The organism is Cyclobacterium sp. 10D3-21 (genome assembly GCF_055809755.1).
In genome coordinates this window covers 1,901,526-1,917,759 of record NZ_CM147924.1, presented here as the reverse complement: position 1 = coordinate 1,917,759, position 16,234 = coordinate 1,901,526, and the positions used below count along the sequence as shown (strand labels likewise).

At 39.1% G+C, this 16,234-nt stretch carries 16 protein-coding genes; 8 read left to right on the top strand and 8 right to left on the bottom strand.

Annotation, left to right across the window (positions count from 1 at the left end):
- Positions 1–175 precede the first annotated feature (175 nt).
- From AC0L7T_RS07895 to AC0L7T_RS07880, 4 genes are all read left to right on the top strand, one after another.
- Positions 176–970 carry a DUF3108 domain-containing protein gene (locus AC0L7T_RS07895; protein ID WP_473341999.1) on the top strand — a complete coding sequence of 265 codons (795 nt, stop codon included), beginning with the start codon at positions 176–178 and terminating at the stop codon, positions 968–970.
- 157 nt (positions 971–1,127) lie between these two features.
- Complete coding sequence (locus AC0L7T_RS07890; protein ID WP_473341998.1) at positions 1,128–1,814, top strand: response regulator transcription factor; 687 nt, start codon at positions 1,128–1,130, stop codon at positions 1,812–1,814.
- Positions 1,811–2,884, top strand: a complete 1,074-nt coding sequence (locus tag AC0L7T_RS07885) for a sensor histidine kinase (RefSeq protein WP_473341997.1) — start codon at positions 1,811–1,813, stop codon at positions 2,882–2,884. Before AC0L7T_RS07890 ends, AC0L7T_RS07885 begins: the two co-directional genes overlap by 4 nt.
- Before the next feature lie 69 nt (positions 2,885–2,953).
- A complete protein-coding gene (locus tag AC0L7T_RS07880; protein WP_473341996.1) occupies positions 2,954–3,667 on the top strand; it encodes an RluA family pseudouridine synthase in 714 nt (237 codons plus the stop codon).
- Positions 3,668–4,460: 793 nt separating this feature from the next.
- On the opposite strand, the gene AC0L7T_RS07875 is transcribed toward AC0L7T_RS07880, so the two are convergent.
- From AC0L7T_RS07875 to AC0L7T_RS07840, 8 genes are all read right to left on the bottom strand, one after another.
- On the bottom strand, positions 4,461–4,742 hold the full coding sequence (locus tag AC0L7T_RS07875) for a hypothetical protein (RefSeq protein ID WP_473341995.1): 282 nt from the start codon (positions 4,740–4,742) through the stop codon (positions 4,461–4,463).
- 55 nt (positions 4,743–4,797) lie between these two features.
- A complete protein-coding gene (locus AC0L7T_RS07870) occupies positions 4,798–5,937 on the bottom strand; it encodes a DUF4221 family protein (RefSeq protein WP_473341994.1) in 1,140 nt (379 codons plus the stop codon).
- A gap of 67 nt (positions 5,938–6,004) precedes the next feature.
- The gene (locus AC0L7T_RS07865; RefSeq protein ID WP_473341993.1) at positions 6,005–6,202 is read right to left on the bottom strand and encodes a hypothetical protein; all 198 of its coding nucleotides are present in this window, start codon (positions 6,200–6,202) and stop codon (positions 6,005–6,007) included.
- Positions 6,203–6,631: 429 nt separating this feature from the next.
- A complete protein-coding gene (locus AC0L7T_RS07860; RefSeq protein ID WP_473341992.1) occupies positions 6,632–6,820 on the bottom strand; it encodes a hypothetical protein in 189 nt (62 codons plus the stop codon).
- A gap of 131 nt (positions 6,821–6,951) precedes the next feature.
- Positions 6,952–8,121 (bottom strand): DUF4221 family protein, encoded by a 1,170-nt coding sequence (locus AC0L7T_RS07855; protein WP_473341991.1) that lies wholly within the window; start codon positions 8,119–8,121, stop codon positions 6,952–6,954.
- 451 nt (positions 8,122–8,572) lie between these two features.
- Positions 8,573–8,728: a hypothetical protein gene (locus AC0L7T_RS07850; RefSeq protein ID WP_473341990.1), complete on the bottom strand. Its 156-nt coding sequence runs from the start codon at positions 8,726–8,728 to the stop codon at positions 8,573–8,575.
- Between the two features lie 504 nt (positions 8,729–9,232).
- A complete protein-coding gene (locus AC0L7T_RS07845; protein WP_473343358.1) occupies positions 9,233–10,537 on the bottom strand; it encodes an IS4 family transposase in 1,305 nt (434 codons plus the stop codon).
- Between the two features lie 324 nt (positions 10,538–10,861).
- Complete coding sequence (locus AC0L7T_RS07840; protein WP_473341989.1) at positions 10,862–12,169, bottom strand: IS4 family transposase; 1,308 nt, start codon at positions 12,167–12,169, stop codon at positions 10,862–10,864.
- Between the two features lie 521 nt (positions 12,170–12,690).
- Here AC0L7T_RS07840 and AC0L7T_RS07835 point away from each other — a divergent pair.
- The 4 genes from AC0L7T_RS07835 to AC0L7T_RS07820 all read left to right on the top strand — a co-directional run bounded on the left by AC0L7T_RS07835 (position 12,691) and on the right by AC0L7T_RS07820 (position 16,232).
- A complete protein-coding gene (locus tag AC0L7T_RS07835) occupies positions 12,691–13,071 on the top strand; it encodes a hypothetical protein (protein WP_473341987.1) in 381 nt (126 codons plus the stop codon).
- 200 nt (positions 13,072–13,271) lie between these two features.
- Positions 13,272–14,399, top strand: coding sequence for a cytochrome-c peroxidase (locus tag AC0L7T_RS07830; protein ID WP_473341986.1), 1,128 nt, complete (start codon positions 13,272–13,274; stop codon positions 14,397–14,399).
- Positions 14,400–14,407: 8 nt separating this feature from the next.
- The gene (locus AC0L7T_RS07825) at positions 14,408–15,151 is read left to right on the top strand and encodes an MbnP family protein (RefSeq protein WP_473341985.1); all 744 of its coding nucleotides are present in this window, start codon (positions 14,408–14,410) and stop codon (positions 15,149–15,151) included.
- Positions 15,152–15,173: 22 nt separating this feature from the next.
- Complete coding sequence (locus AC0L7T_RS07820) at positions 15,174–16,232, top strand: cytochrome-c peroxidase (RefSeq protein ID WP_473341984.1); 1,059 nt, start codon at positions 15,174–15,176, stop codon at positions 16,230–16,232.
- Positions 16,233–16,234: the final 2 nt, after the last annotated feature.

Genomic DNA, 16,234 nt, shown 5'->3' with positions numbered 1-16,234 from the left:
CTTCAGATATTCGCTAATGTTCATTCCTAATGTGAAAGTAAACATTAGGGAGTTCATTAACAACTATTGAATAACCATTGTTAGCGCAATACATTATAGTACATTTGGATAATCAAACATCAGTGCTTGAAATCCACAATGGTATGAACTTTGAAGTAAACCAATTAAAAAAGGCATGATCATGTACCTTCAATCTTTTATTATAGTGCTACTGTTGTTTTTTCAAACGGCCTCATCAAGTCAGTCCAATGTCAAAAACAATGAAGCGTTTACCAAAGGAGAAACGCTCACATTTAACGTGAGCTATTTCCTATTTAATGCTGCAGAAGCCAAAATGGTCATTGATGATAACATCCATTATATCAATGGAAAACCTACCTACAAAGTTGATGTTTACGGGAAAACGCTGAATATTTTCAAGCTGTTTTATGTTAAAGACAATTGGGGAAGCTATATTGATACCGCACAAATAATTCCTTATCGATCGTATAGACATATCGAAGAGGGCAATTATAGAAAACATGAAATCATTGATTTTGATCATGAGGATCAAGTAGCCAGCAGGAAACTGTTCGATAGGGAAAATGAAAATATAAAGGAAAGAAATACCTATGACATCCCCTACCAGGTACAGGACATCGTCAGTGGTTATTATTTATTGAGGACGATGGATTTCACAGGATTAAAAAAAGGTGATAAAATAGACATCAAAGGATTCTTTGACGAGAAAAATTATAACTTAAAATTAACATACGAAGGGATGGATGATATTTCCACAGATATTGGAGATTTTGACACCTATATTTTCAGCCCTGAAATGCCGAGCAATAAACTCTTCCGGGGTAAAAAACCCATCAAAATATGGATTACTGCCGACCAAAACCGTATTCCTGTTAAAATAAAGGCGAGTATGTTTGTCGGTTCTATTAATATGGAGATCGTCTCTGCTGAAGGGCTACGAAACAAATAATTAACATTAAGTTAAAACTAATTTCACATTGTATGCAGTTTTATTTCCGCAGCTATTGGCTATTTGGACAGTTCAGGTGTCAAACACTTAATTGTTTTTTATAATCCTTATCTTTGTGACTTAATTAAAATAAATTGTTTTTTTAGGAAATCAAGCAATGGGTAACAATCAGAAGCAAAGGGTATTGGTAGTAGATGATGAGGAGGATATCATTGAAATCTTAACCTATAACCTGGAAAAAGAAGGCTATGAGGTTAACTCAGCAGGCGACGGAATTAATGCAGTAAAAAAGGCAGCAATTTTCAAACCTGACATCATTCTTTTGGATATCATGATGCCCAACCAGGATGGCGTAGAAACCTGCAGACAGCTGCGCGAAAACCCTGACTTAAAAAACACTTTTATTATTTTTCTCACTGCCAGGTCAGAGGAATACTCAGAAGTGGCAGCATTTGATGTGGGTGCGGATGATTATATACACAAACCTATCAAACCCCGGGCCTTGGTAAGTCGTATTGCAGCTTTATTTCGCCGTGAAATTAAAAAAGAGGGTGACACCAATAAAATCACCATTAAAGATTTAATAATAGACCGAACCAGCTTCACCCTGCTAAAGGATGGGGAATTAATCGTGCTTCCAAAAAAAGAATTCGAATTGATCCACTTTCTAGCCAAAAACCCCAATACGGTTTTTAGTAGGGATGAATTGCTGAAAAATATCTGGGGAACCGATGTGTTTGTATTGGCGAGAACTGTAGATGTACACATCCGTAAAATAAGAGAAAAAATAGGTGACGATTATATCTTTACTGTCAAAGGAGTGGGCTATAAATTCAATTCATGATTAACACCTCCAAAGGTATTGCATTTGGGCTGGCCATATCCATCGCTTTGCTATTGGTAGCCTTTTTATCCCTTTTAGAAGCCTCCAATTCTATAATACTTTTGGCTGCTGGTACCTTGACTTTTTCTATTGCTTACCTTTTGATTCACCTCAGTCTTGAATTCCTTATTTTTAGAGAAATTGGCAATATTTATAGTGTGCTGGAGAAAATCCAAAAAAAGGACACCACCTTTAATGCCTCCAATAAAATAAAAGCTTCTCTCCCACCTTTAAAAAGCATTCAGGCGAACATTCATGACTATGCCGCAGCTAAAAACAGGGAAATTGAAATCCTGCAAAGGAATGAAACCTTCCGAAGAGAGTTCATAGCGGACATATCCCATGAGTTGAAAACCCCCATTTTTGCTGCTCAAGGTTATATTCACACCTTAATGGATGGCGCAGTAGAAGACCATACAGTAAGGGACAAATTCTTAAATAGAGCGGCCAAGAGTCTTAACAACCTGGAGGATTTAGTACAGGACTTGATCACACTAAACCAGATAGAAAGTGGGTTCATCAGGTTTCATCCAATCAATTTTGACCTTAAAGAAACCATACTTGAGGTCATGGAGCAACTGGAAGGCAAGGCCCAGAAGAAGGGCATCAGCATGGCCTTCCGATATGACAAAGAAGCAAGTTTCCAATCGTACGCAGACAAGGATAAAATATTCAGGGTTTTACAAAACCTCGTTTCCAACGCCATAAAATACAACAAAGAGGCTGGTTCCGTTACGATCCAATTAAATGCACATAAAAATCACCTGACGGTAAAAGTAAAAGACCAGGGAATCGGCATTCAACCAGAAGACATGAAGCGAATTTTTGAGCGTTTTTACAGGGTAGAAAAAAGCCGGTCGAGAGAAAATGGAGGTACCGGACTTGGTTTGGCCATTGTCAAGCATATTTTAGAAGGGCATCAGTCCAAGATAGCGGTAAGTTCTACCCCAGGAAAAGGCTCTGTTTTTAGTTTTGAGCTGCCTCATGCCGCCAAAGTTTTGGAGGTGCAGGGAGCCAAATCAAAAAAATAAACCCAAGTGTTTTCAATAAGGCTTTTTTTTATTGGCTAATTTCGGAACTTTGTATCGAAACACAACGGTATGAAAAAGATCGATTTTAAATCATTGGTAGTTAAAGAAACTGATGATTACCTAATAGTCAACAAGCCTCCTTACTTTTCTACATTGGAAGACAGGCATGAGGCGCAAAACATGCTTGCTCTTGCCAAGCAGGAATTCTCAGATATTCAGGTATGTCACCGGCTGGACAAAGAAACATCTGGCTGCCTGGTTTTCGCCAAAAACCCTGAAGCTTATCGAAATATTGCGATGCAGTTTGAGGACAGGAAGGTGGAAAAAGTATACCATGCTGTGGCTGATGGCATCCATGACTTTGATGGCGTAATGGTTGACAGGAACCTTACGGCCAGCAATAACGGAATCGCACGAATAGTAGTGAATGGAAAATCTGCGCAAACCATTTTCAAAACCGTCAGAACTTATTTTTCACATACCCTTATCGCTTGTAAACCTATCACCGGTCGACTTCATCAAATTAGAATTCACCTGGCTTACCTGGGTGCTCCCATTTGTGGTGACGAGCTTTATGGTGGCAAGCCATTGTTCCTATCCAGTCTTAAACGCAAGTTTAACCTGAAAAAAGACACAGAAGAGCGCCCCATCATGCAGCGGGTGGCCCTGCATGCTTTTGCCATTTCCTTTACAGACCTTTCCGGAGAAAAAATAAGTGCAGAAGCACCTTACCCCAAGGATTTCGCGGTAATGATCAAACAACTGGAAAAAACCAGTAAATAGTAAGGGAGTTCTTAGGTAAAAGTGGTTTCGCTGACCTTTTCCAAGGCTGGGATTTGGTTTTGCATTTTAACATAGGTTTGACACCCTGTACTGAGGGATTTCGCCATTTTAGTTAGGCTGGGTAATTTGATTTGACCTCATGCCCGTTTTTGACAAGAAATAAACGTTGTGATTTTGTCAGCATTGTTGCAGAAAAGAGCAACAATACCGCCAAAATCATATCAACTGATAATTTACTAAACCAGTGGCTGACGCCACTGGCTACAAAAATATCACCCCTACCGGGGTTTAGATTACGAACAAGTTATTACGTGGCTTAAAAAAATCAATGGACAGGGTCGCTTTACCCAAAGCTGCTCTCATTACAAAACTTCACACCCTGAAAGCTTATTCGTCAGTAAATATTACTTCGTCAAGGTTGGTGATTTCTAAAAGCAATCGGCACTATTAAACCCGATGGATACAACAACTTCGATGACTTCGACAAGCTCAGCCACCGCAGCCACCGGAGTCAACTTAGATATCGCAATTACCGGAGCCAGTGCACTGGAGACAACACAGCCACCGCAACCACGGGATATTCCTCAGCCAGTATTGCCAATCCCCACACCGAATATTATATAATTAAGTTAATTCTGAACTTATTATACTCATCATCCCAGGCCTGGAGGGCCTGAACAATAATAGCCGTGGGTGGCAACCCACGGATTGGGTACATACAACAAACACTACAACCCCGGACGGGGTTGAACAGGAACCTCTATCAGCCTAATCAATTCCGATTCTCATTCTTTTAACCAACCAAAGGTAAAACTGTAGCTTGATCTGGTTTGTGCTTAAAGATCACCGCACTTTGTTCGGGGAATGTTTTTAGGACATATTCATAAAACTGATCCTTACAAGTGTGACAACCATAGTCCAGCACAATAACAAATGAGGTAAATTGATCGCTTTCCATTCCTATTCGCTCCATATAGGCTTTGCCCTGATCAGTCTGGCAGCTCAATAATAGTGGCATTATCAAAATCAACTCGGCAATATCTATAATCGACTTTCTTCCTGCATTTTTCAACATCAAGTTATATTTTTAAGGTACGCTGATAAAAAGCTTAATTAAAATTTCACCATAACTAATCACTGATATCAAACTTTATCATTTTATAATTTAGGTGGTTTTCATCAAAATTAGGATTAAAAATATTATTTGTTGAAAGATATAGTCCTTGTTCTCCAACGAAAAAATTATAGGCACCAAAAATCTCGTACTCTTTAAATACAGTTTCTCCAAGAATATTTAAATCAGGGTCTAAAACCATTACCCCAACATCCTTCCTAAACCAATTTAAATCTTTTATCTTTTCCATAGAAAAATCTTCTGGTATTTCCATACCAGGAAGGAAGATCCTATAGAATACATCACGGTACTTATCATAGATAAGAGACTCGTACCTATCATAGATCAATCTGTCAATGTATCCCTTGGTTTGATTTTCAGGTAATTCATTAACATATAAAAAGTTATTGACATCATTTGATTTGACCTCTTTTCTATCAATTATTTTATTAGTAGTCAAATCAAAAACCTGGATTTGATGGTCATACCAGGGAGCGATATACAATTTATTTTCCCTTTTTGCCCAAGAAAATTCGGCTAGTTTTTTCCCCTTATTCCAGAAACCGTCTGGGTAAAATACATCGTACCATTCAACACTGTCAGTATCGATATCGTAACTAAAAAATAATTGATGGCTTTTGATATCTTCTTTATTCATATTGTGGTGATCTGCAAATAATGGTTGAGTTCCATAGACTTTAGAGCCATTTTTAAATAGCGCCCTATGTTGAAATGCAGACAGGTACATTACAGGATTCAATTCATTTTTGAATTCTTTTTTAAGTTGAACTTCTCCTTTTGCGTTTAAGAGTATAATACTTGAAGGACTGGCCAAATTCCAGATACTGTCTTCAGATGTTAGACTACCTCCCGATATTTGTCTTATTCCATCCTTTTCTTGAAATACCAATGGTATTTCCAAGACAGGTTTGCCAGAATCAAATGCCAAATAGTTATAACTTTTATTGTATCCATTGTAAATAAATAAGTAATTCCCTGAATCTGATTCAATGAGTTGAGTAATACCTGGATTTGAAGGAATGGTACCAGTTATGGGAATAGAAACAGACAAGTCTTCGTAATCAAGCCTTTTATTCTCATTGTTGCTTTCACAACTAAAAAATAAAACAGTAAGCATTAAAAGAATAAATCTCATATTTTTTTTTTTTAAACAAGACAAGTGATTAAATTTTGTTCTAAATCACTTGTCCTACTAACAAACATTAACACCAATCGCAAATACACGGGGTAGTATTTACAGGTGCCAAGCAACCTGGAAATTGAGGATGATCAATAAATTCACACCATTCTATTTCTCCTTGTGCAATTACATCTGCACTTTGAGTAGAAACAAAACCTAAACCAATCAATGCTCCCAGAGAACCTAAGAAAAGAACTGGTTTTTTAATTAACTTTTTCATAAATAATAAAAATTTAAATGAAACAATTATTTAGTTAAAACTAAAAAAAAAAATGAAACTACAAAATTAAACCGGTCCAATATTCTTAAAAAACAAAATGACATCACGTAAAAAACGCTATTTAACAATATATTATTTCGTGTAAATTATATAAAGCAACTACCATATTGACATGATAAATGTATTTTTACTTTTCGGGAAACAATATTTTAATTTTTATAAATAATTTTACCTACCCAATATATTTTATATATAATTATTTCAATTTTATTTATAGAATTAACTATTAAATAATAAAATTCCCCTAGGAGTAGTTTAGAACTACTCCCATTTATCCATTTTAAAAGAATACAAGGCATTTGCAATGCCGGTCCCACAAGAAAGGATCAATAAATCCAAAAGCATTATATTAATAAATTCTAATTCTTCTCATTCCCCCACATCAAAGCCAACCACCATGTACCTTAAATGGTCCTCATCATAATCGGGACTGTTTTTATTGTTAAGCGAGAGGTATAAGCCTTCTTCTCCGACAAATACATTAGAAGAAGCATGTACTTGAAATTTATCAAAAACATGCTCACCTATTACATTCAAATCCTTGTCCAAGACCATCACTCCTCTGGGAGTAGTTTAGAACTACTCTCATTTATCCATTTTAAAAGAAATTGAGGCATTTGGAGGCCGGCTCCACAAGAATGGACGAATAAAATCAAAGGTATTTTAATTATAAACGCTTCTTCTGCTCATTACCCCTCCTCAAACCGAACCACCATGTACTTCAAATGATCCTCATCGTAATCAGAATGGTTTACATTGTTAAGCGAGAGGTATAAGCCTTCTTCTCCTACAAAAACATTAGAATAAGCGTAAACTTGAAATTTATCAAAAACATGCTCTCCTATTATATTCAAATCCTTATCCAAAACCATCACACCTGTAAAAGGTCTGGAGTGTCTTAGCATCCTTAATTTTTCTATCGAATATACCTTATCGTCCTTATATCCCGGATAAAAAAACCGATAAAAACAATCTCGGTACTTGTCATAAAGGATTATCCCATATAGATCATTATTTAATAATTTTGTTAACCCTTCTTCGTGAGTTCCCGGAATCTCATTAGCATAAAGAAAACTATTAACATTATCCGACTTAACTTCCACCTTATTAGTTACTTGTTCCTTTTGCATATCAAACACTTGGATTTCATGGTCGTACCAAGGAGCTATATAGAGTTTATCCCCTCTTCTTACCCATGAAAAGTTAGACCCCTTTTTTCCCTTATGCCAATAATCCTCAGCATAATACACCTCATACCATTTGGTCTGATCTGAAACCATATCATAACTATAGACCAGAGAATGTTTTTGGATGTCTTCCTTTCCCATCCCATGATGATTCATAAAAAGCGGTTGCATACCGAAAACCTTATCACTGTAGCGATGAAGCCCCTGATGAAAGTCAGAGCCTACATAAGTAATATCAGCCTTACCTGCAGGTATTTTCTTTTCAAACTGGATTTCGCCATAATAATTCAAAAATGATATGCCATGCGGGCTAAATGTTGTCCAAACCTTATCCTCTTCCAGGCCTGCAATTCCGGAAAGTCTGCTCATACTATTTGGCCCATCGTATTCCAATACAATTTCCTTGGCTACCTTTCCGTTTTCCAAATTCAAAAACTGTAAATTCTTTGAAATATGGTTCAGATAAAAAAGGTATTGGCCGGAGTCCGATTCTATCAAATGAACATAGGCCGGGTTAGATGACATCATAACCTCAGGCTTAATTTTCACTTCCTTAACCTTTACTATTTCCAGCAATTTATTTCCTGCTTCTCCCTGACATGAACAAAAAAGCAAGAGGCAAATGGTAAATACTTTGCAATGTGTCAATAAATTTTTCGTAGAAATAAGCATATAAAGAGTTTGTCAAAATGGAGTTTCCCCTTATTAAAGGTCCCATATAAAGCCTCGCATCATTTAGCCTCAAGAGAACTAAATCTAAACAATTAAGAACTAATATCAAAGTTTAAAATTTCTATAAACTTTGATTTGAAAATTTAAGGCAAGAGGTAGAGAAAATCCGGCTTGGTTAAGGGCTGAATAGTTTGGTTTGATCTATTGCGCGTTTTTGATAAGAAATAGACGTTGTGATTTTGTCAGCATTGTTGCAGAAAAGAGCAACAATACCGCCAAAATCAAGATGGCGCTATAATTTTCACACCAAGGGCTGGCACCCTTGGCTAATATATTGCGCCCCTTCCAGGGCTGGAAAACAGGTAACTTTTCCGTTAATTGCTCTCATTACAAAACTTCGTACTCCCCTGGGAGTAGTTTAGAACTACTCCCTACCATCCATTTGAAAAGATTACGAGGCATTTGCAATGCCGGCTCCACCTTTCAGTGCCAGGATTTGGTTTTGCATTTTAACCCATTGACCTAATGCGCGTTTTTGATAAGAAATAGACGTTGTGATTTTGTCAGCATTGTTGCAGAAAAAAAGCAACAATACCGCCAAAATCATATCAACGGATAATTTTACTAAACCAGTGGCTGACACCACTGGCTACAATAATATCACCCCTGCCGGGGTTTTGCGCTTCGAAGTGGTTATTACGTGGCATAAAAAATCAATGGGCAGGGTAACTTTTCCCTAAGCTGCCCACATCCCATCACGATAACAACACATCCTGAAGGCTTAAGCATAAGCCAATATTTCGTCAAGATTGGTGATTTCTAGAAAAGCTGGGCAATTTTAAACCTGATGGATACAACGACTTCGATGGCTTCGATGACTTCGACAAGCTCAGCCACCGCAGCCACCGGAGTCAACTTAGATATCGCAATTACCGGAGCCAGTACACTGGAGACAACACAGCCACCGCAACCACGGGATATTCCTCAGCCAGTATTGCCAATCCCCACACCGAATATTATATAATTAAGTTAATTCTAAACTTATTATACTCATCATCCCAGGCCTGGAGGGCCTGAACAATAATAGCCGTGGGTGGCAACCCCATAGCCGTCAGGCTAAGTGTGTAAACGTTTGATTTTGAGATAGTTTATCTTTTTTCTTTTCAAGAATAAATTCCATGGGGGCTATTTTCAACACCCTAATAAGGATTTTCTCCATCTGAACGGGATCTTTCAGTGCCATTCTGAGTCTTTGAGCAATCCGGGTTGCATATTTGTAAAACTTCCAGACACTGCAGAGTATTCTTTCCCTTTTGTAGATCTCATTTCCCATCCATTTAAAGATCCTCCAGTTTAGGAGCAGCCAGATCAGTTTGCTATACAATTGACACTCAAAACGTTCTATTTTCATTTCCTTGATCTGGTCTATTTTCGCCTGAGATTTCCAGACCTTGAAGAGGAGTTCCAGCTGCCATCTTAGTGTATAAACTTCCCGTACTTTTTCTGTATCCAGGTCCTTTTTGTCCACATTGGTGATGAAGAAATTGAGCCTACTCTTTGCCCTGTACTCTTGGGACACCTTGTACTTGTAGTGCTTACCCTTTTCTGTTGCCTTTCTTATCCTCTTTTCATAGGTTGCATTATCGACAGGCATGATGACAAGCCGGCAGGGAAGTTTGGCTTTTTTACCCACCAACACGTTCAGTTCCATGTGTGATAAATTGCGTTTTTTCATTATCGCATATAAATTCTTGAAATCCATTTGTTCGCACCCGTCTTCGGCGGTATATACTACAGTCTTGGCGGGAAGTCTGTTGAGGAAAAAGGCCCCTCCCTCGGCAATTTTTTCTAGGTAAGGGAGGCTACAATAGCCAAGATCCCTGATGAAAAGGTCGTTCTCGCGGATGTCATCAGTAAAATCTCTGGAATCCGACAGGTCGTTTTTAAGCCCGTCGGTCAGCCTGAGATCCATTGTTTCTCCGCTGAGCATGTCATATTCGTACTGGACGCTGATCAGGGACTCGCAATTGTCGGACTTGCCCCCGTTGCCACCGCCCCCGTGTCCCTTGTATTTATGGGTAAAGGCTTTTGGAAGAGGAAACTTCGTTGAATCTTTTATCCTCACCCTGTTGAAACGGGAAAGCAACCCCCCAAAATCTTTACAAGTATTAAATTCGGCGGAAAGTAGCCGGTCTAGTATCCGGCGGAAGAAAAGTACGGCTCGGTCATTGAACCTGTCATCAATTGCCTGTTTTGTGATCCCCAGCTCGTATTCCTCCATAAGATCCGAACACACATCCATGAGGCTGAAAGATTTTCCTAAATGATGGGAAAACATCAGGCTCTCGAAAAACAGGTGGGGCTTAAGTTTGGATTTTCTTTTGGAAAAACCTGTTTCCTTGGCAAGGCAGTCAATAATATCCGGGTTGAAAGATAAATTAAATTTTTCCGCTAAAACTCTAAATTTTACTGGTAATTTTCTTTAATTTTTGGTCTTTTAGATGGAAATTATATGTATATTTAACTAGAAAAAACAGGGGGGTCAGTGGGCATAGCCGTCAGGCTAAGCTAAATTTTAGGTTACAAAATAATATTTGGTGTATATGCACACCAAGCCCGGTGAGGGCTTGGGAAGTTTTATTCCTCATAATCATATTTTTTTTGAAGGCCTGTTTAATGTTTAGGAGAAGCAGGCCTTTTTTCTTCTTTTTCTTTATGTTCAATATAACACTTAAACACCTCATTTACAAATGTTTAATCGTAAATATTCTTCCAAATTATACCTTCCTTTGCGTCTTTCCTGAATTAGGAAATCCAGACAATTGCTTCTGGTATTCTTTATAAAATCCTCCATTTGTCTGCCACTTCCAGAAAGTAGTTGACGCCATTTTGGTTTGTTTTGTATCCAGGCTTTTGCAAACTTCATTTTGCTGACAAGCACTTGTTTTTCCTTCCATATCAGACTTGCTAAACTGTAGTACAGTTCCCATCCTGATAGGATGAAGAGTAGACTGGCATATAAATAACACTCCAATCTATGGAGCTGCATCTTTTTAAAATGATGGAATTTGAAATAACCCTTCCAGGTTTTAAATACCAATTCTACCTGCCATCTTAATCGATATAGTTCGTGGATCTGCTTAATAGTTAAATCCTCCGGTGGTACGTTGGTGATAAATAAATTGAGTCGGAGAAAGGCCTTGTATTCCTTACTAATATTCCTGCCTTTTTTAATCGCATGTTTCTTTGCTTTGCGAAGGCGCTCTTCCACTACCGCATCAGGCAGTAATTCCAGAAGTAGCCTAACGGGAATCTTCTTTGGTCCCATGTGCACCTGTTTTTCCAGATAGGGCTTTTTACTTTTTGCTATTTCAGCATACAGCGAAATAATATCTAACCTGATATATTGCCCTCCCTTAAGCTCATAAATAGTGGTTTTAGGTCTGAGACGGCTGATAAAGAAGGCTCCTTTCCGGTGGATCAAATCCAAAACATCCATCACAAAATACCCTAAATCTCTTATAATCAGGCTATTTTTGGAGATTTTGTCCACTTGGTCTCTAGCTGCTTTTTGATCTTGATATTTAGCATGGTGAAGAGATAAAGTCTTTACATTTCCGCTTTTAAGATCAAATTCAAACTGCAAGTGGGCTCCTGCCTGGGAAGCCCCACCTCCATTTCCCGGGTAACTATCTTTTAGATGCTCCGGAAGTTGGAAACGAACCGAATCTTCAATAAGCACCTCTGTAAACCTCTCTAGGTTTTTCCACGGTAATTCACAAGACCATTTCTGTTTGAGTTGTTCTTCAAGTAGATACTTAAAGAAAGCCACCGCCTTGGAATTGAAGCGTTCGAAGAGACTTTGTTTGCGCATCCTAACTCCTTGATTCGTCTTCAAATCTACCAAGTGATCGTTTAAACTCGTTTGACTACCACTAAAGCATTGAAAAAGGACAGACATCAAAAACGATTTTGGATCAATCTTTCCTTTGCGTTGTACAAAGCCTGTTTGGCGAGCAATACGCTCCAACGACTTTGAGGTGTACATAGACTGGATTATTTTGAATTTTTTGGATATTTTCGATAATTTGAACTGTTCTTTCTTCCTCTATGTCAGTACCTTATGACGTTTTAGCCTGACGGCTATGGGGTCAGTGGGGATTGCATTTTTCTGAATTAATAAAAAAAATACCAATTGATATGAAAAAAAGGAACAAAGATCCCAAGGGGGATCTACGTTTTTATTTAATTAACTCATTGTCAATGATTTAACCCGTTAACTTGACGGCTATGGGGTGGCAACCCACGGATTTGGCATATACAACAAACGCTGCAACCCCGGACGGGGTTGAACAGGGACCAAATTTTACCCTAATCATTCAGACAGACCTGATAAATCGGCTTATCCTCTTTACCTCTTTGAACCCTCTCACATGGATTACTGTTACTATAAAGACAATTAGGCAAATTTAAGGGCTGAGATTATGATCAAAATCATAAGCAAAGCAGTAATCATAGTTTTGCAAACAAGGTGCATTTAAACAAATAAATCCTTACTTTTGCATTCAAATGGCGAAAGCAATAATTCACATATCGCTCTCCTTGATGATCTTGCTCAACGGCTTGGTTTTTTCTGTCATCCAGATGGACTTCACCATTAACCGCACCTATATCATTGAGAATTTTTGTGTGAATAAAGACAAACCCACGCTGCATTGCGATGGGCAATGTTTCTTGGCAGAGAAATTAAAAAAGGCCCAGGACCAAAAAGAAAACCAAACCGGTGGCATAGAGTTTAACAGAGACTTTGGCATTTTTATTTTACAAGAAGCCTCTATATCATTAACTACCCTTCCATCCACAACCCTAAATCACGGAACCTCCTATCAGGAAGCCTACAGGGTTTCCCAATTCGTGGATATTTTTCACCCGCCCAAGGCAATTGCCTAAATTTCTTTGACAGCGTGCCATTTAATTTAAAACACGAATTAGAACAGTTGTTGTACATTTTGGTTTAAAGCCTTGAAAAGCAGACAAGGCTTGCAGCTTAATCGCTTTAACACCAAAATTATAATCAAACTTGCTTTTTCGACGTTTCTTTGGAGCAACCTGTCACATTTTCTATTATTCTACATTGGCTGGTATAGGTTATGTCACGATACCCAATTACGTATTCTATTGGGATAGTCATGGTTTGTACGTCAATTTGGGCATGCAAGGAAGAATTGGTTGAAGAACCCCTTCCCGATAACACCGAAATTGAATTACAACATCCTGATTATTTCCCTAACAATATTGCTTCCCCAAGCGACAATCCACTCACAGAGAAAGGTGTTGAGCTAGGCCGCATGCTTTTCTATGAAAAACAACTGTCACTGGACGGCTCCATTTCATGTGCCTCCTGTCACCAACAGTCCAAGGCTTTCACTGATGGCGAGCAATTTAGTCTTGGCGTAAATGGCACCATTGGCGTGAAGAACGCCATGTCATTGGCCAATTTGCATTGGACATCCAGGTTCTTTTGGGACGGGCGCGCTGAGACACTGGAGGAGCAGGCCCTTCAGCCAATTTCGGATCCTACAGAAATGAACTTACCCATTGAGGAAGCGGTCGTGAGATTGCAAAATGATCCGGATTACCCAACACGCTTTAAAGCGGCCTTTGGAACGGACCAAATAAGTGCTGAACTGGTCAGCAAGGCCATTGCCCAATTTATGCGGACGCTTGTCTCCGGAAACTCCAGGTTTGACCAATGGATCAAAGAAGAGATTGTCCTTACCGATATCGAGCAGTTGGGAATGGAGCTTTTCTTCACTCACCCGGAAGCATCTATAGCCTTGCGGGGTGGAAACTGTGGTGACTGCCACCTGGGTTTTTTAACCTCTGGGGACAGAAACGATTTGTTGGGATTTCACAACAATGGCCTGGATACCGATCTGAATTTAGAAACCGGTTTAGAGGCGGTCACGGGAAAATCGGAAGACAAGGGGAAATTCAAAGCGCCAACGCTACGCAATATCGCACTAACCGCACCCTATATGCATGATGGTAGGTTTAACACTTTGGAAGAAGTACTGGACCATTACAATGAGCATGTGGAAAGCAATGCGACTTTGGACATCCTTATGCTGGAAGCCAGCAATGAAATCGTTGAACCAGGACAGCCGGTAAAACTACATCTTACTACTCAAGAAAAAGAGGCCATTATCGCCTTTTTACACACATTAACAGACGAGACATTCATAACCGATCCGGCATTTTCGGATCCTTTTAATTAAAAAATCAGATGAAAAAACTAGCTATTATACTATTGGCCATTATAGGCTTTACTGCTTGCAAAGACGATAAGGAAGAAATGCCTGCAGAAATCCAGGTGAATTTCGAATTTTCCCATTTTATCAATGGAGAAGAATTGGTATTGGAAGGAAAAGCTTACACGCTACCTTCAGGTGAAAGCTTTATCCCAAGTAAATTCAAATACTATATCTCCAATATCACTTTTGAAAACAGCCAAACTGGCAACTCCTACACTGTTGCAGATGGCTATTACCTAATTGATGAAGCGGGAAAAAAGGAAATCTCATTGGAAGTACCTACGGCTAACTACGACAAATTATCCTACTATGTGGGTATTGACAAGGCAAGAAACCTATCCACAGATCAGATAGGTGACCTTGACCCTAACAATGACATGGTTTGGAGCTGGAAAACTGGTTACAAGTTTTTGGTATTAGAAGGAGAATGGGAATATCAGACTGCTGACAGAAGAGGGCTTGTAGTGCATATTGGCAACAATGACCCGGAGTCTGAGATTAATTTCAAAGAATTCTCCTTTGACTTAAGCTCTGAAGGCTTGTCTTTGGGCAATCAGGCAATGGTTGATCTTGATATTGAGGCCGAAATAAGCAGCCTTTTTACTGGCGACAGTGATCTTGTTGTTCATGAGCTTGAAAGTACAAGTATTATGGGAGGACCATTGGCCATTACCGTAGCCAATAATTACCAGAAGAATCTTTTCTCTATCAAATAAACCATTGTCATCCTTCATATAAATGGATTGCTACAAAATCAGTTTGTCTTTTATTTTGCTAGCAGCAGGTTTTTTAAACGCCTGCTTGCCTGTAAATGAAGACATGGGAAATAAAGCACCGGAATATTTTGTTCCGGTGCCCTCTCCCAGTCTTCAGCAGGAGGACTTTCCCCAACCGGAAAGAAATTACCTCAGCAAAGAAGGGGTTGAACTTGGTAAAACATTGTTTTTTGACCCCGGACTTTCTGCCAATGGAAAAGTTTCATGTGCAGGATGTCACCTTCCTGAAAAGGCTTTCAGCGATGGACTGGCATTGACCAATATTGGGGTCTCAGGATTGGCCTTGCATAGGAATTCACCGGCCTTATTTAACCTGGCTTGGCATGATGGACTCTTTTGGGAAGGTGGGGCCAATGATCTGGAGTCCATGGTTTTCGGTCCTCTGACACATCCCGACGAAATGGCAGCGGACTTAACCGAAGTCCTTCAATACCTTAATAGGAATGAAACTTACCCTAGGCTATTTCAGGAAGCATTCCCCACAGATAGCATTACGAGCGCAGCCATCGCCAGGTCCCTTGCCCAATTTATGCGGACACTTATATCCGATGACAGTAAATATGACCAATGGAAAAGGGAAGAAGCCAGTCTCACATCAGTAGAATTGAAGGGCTATGAAGTATACAAGGAACATTGCAGTAGCTGCCATAAGGAGGGTTTGTTTACTGATTTAAGCTACCATAACAATGGACTAGACAGCAGCTATCCCGATCCACCTGAATTGGAAGGACTGTATCAAGGCAGGTACCGAATCACTTACAAGGAGGAAGACATGGGCGCTTATAAAACTGCTTCTCTGAGAAACCTTTCCTTTACGGCTCCCTACATGCATGATGGCAGGTTTGCTAATTTGGAGGAGGTTTTGGATCACTATGAAAGCGGCATTAAGACCAATGGGACTTTGGCACCACAACTTGAAAATGGCATTGTATTAAGTGCAGCTGAAAGAGCACAATTACTGGCTTTCCTTAACAGCCTAAACGATTATAATTTTATTACAAATCCAGCCTACCAAAAATAGGT